The sequence below is a fragment of the Roseinatronobacter ekhonensis genome, from assembly GCF_900499075.1.
Lineage (GTDB): Bacteria > Pseudomonadota > Alphaproteobacteria > Rhodobacterales > Rhodobacteraceae > Roseinatronobacter > Roseinatronobacter ekhonensis.
In genome coordinates, this window is sequence record NZ_UIHC01000175.1 from 1 (window position 1) to 991 (window position 991).

The following is a 991-nucleotide window of genomic DNA, read 5'->3' on the forward strand; positions in this document are numbered from 1 at the left end:
TCGGGCAGTTCAGTGATGGTAGTCTCTGGCATGTGGCATATCCCTTTCTCGACTGAGAATTGACGGCGTCTGAACACCGCCATGATATGCCGCCCCTCAGGGCATCACCAACTTTCGCGCGTTTCTCCTTTCCACAAATCGTGTTGGTCACTTATCCGAGCGAAACCGACCGGACTGATGTCGATCAGCTCAAAGGGACCGGATCTTTGACAGACTGTATTTACCGCCGCACAGGCTTCCTGCGCGCGCGCAATAACCAGGAGAGGCAACAGTATGTCTAACCATAGCACGACTTCTGGTGTGGCCGCCTTATCAATCTGCGAAGCGCTGCTTCTTGCGCTGAACGATGCAAAGGTCCTGCCAGAAAACGAGATCATGGGCGTCCTCAAAGATGCCGCCACCGCAAATGAAAATGCAGGGGGTTCTGACATTGAGATCAAAAACCATAAGGCAGTCGCCGCACTGATCAACCGGATCATCACAGGTGGAAATTCTGTCCGTAGACCCTGATTGAGGCGTTTTACCATTTGCGACAGTTTGGCAGCCAAAGCGGATTGGCGCCGTCATAGCACAGACCCTGACCACAGCCGCACTGACCCAACAATCACGCATCTTCAGCCACAGTTAGAACCTGAAATGCTGGCAAATCCACAAAGGAATATCGAATGTCTGAACTCATCGTCGTTGCCTATGACACACCCGCCAATGCGGAGGCCGCACGTTATGAACTCTTCGGAATGGCAAAAGAATATCTTGTGGAGATTGCGGATGCCGTTATCGCGACAGCGGACAACGACCGGAACATCAAGCTGGACCAGATGGTCAATATGTGGACCGTAGGTGCCACCGGTGGTGCGTTTTGGGGAGCTATGCCCGAAAGTTGGTGACGGCGTGATTAGGCGGCTTTTTGAAGTTGCTTGATCCCGTCCTTGAATTCAATCCCCTGGATGATCTCAGGCATGCGGCTTGCGCCGTCGAGTTTGCGCCATTT

The 991-nt window shown here is 53.0% G+C and carries 2 protein-coding genes; both read left to right on the forward strand.

Annotation, left to right across the window (positions count from 1 at the left end; translation table 11 throughout):
- The first annotated feature begins 273 nt into the window (after positions 1-273).
- Positions 274-510, forward strand: a complete 237-nt coding sequence (locus tag ROE7235_RS19695) for a hypothetical protein (protein ID WP_093925319.1) — start codon at positions 274-276, stop codon at positions 508-510.
- Positions 511-665: 155 nt separating this feature from the next.
- Positions 666-887: a DUF1269 domain-containing protein gene (locus ROE7235_RS19700; RefSeq protein WP_183073609.1), complete on the forward strand. Its 222-nt coding sequence runs from the start codon at positions 666-668 to the stop codon at positions 885-887.
- The last annotated feature ends 104 nt before the right edge of the window (positions 888-991 follow it).

Coding starts and splice junctions, on each gene's coding strand:
- ROE7235_RS19695 (WP_093925319.1), top strand. CDS start 274: ATGTCTAACCATAGCACGACTTCTGGTGTGGCCGCCTTATCAATCTGC.
- ROE7235_RS19700 (WP_183073609.1), top strand. CDS start 666: ATGTCTGAACTCATCGTCGTTGCCTATGACACACCCGCCAATGCGGAG.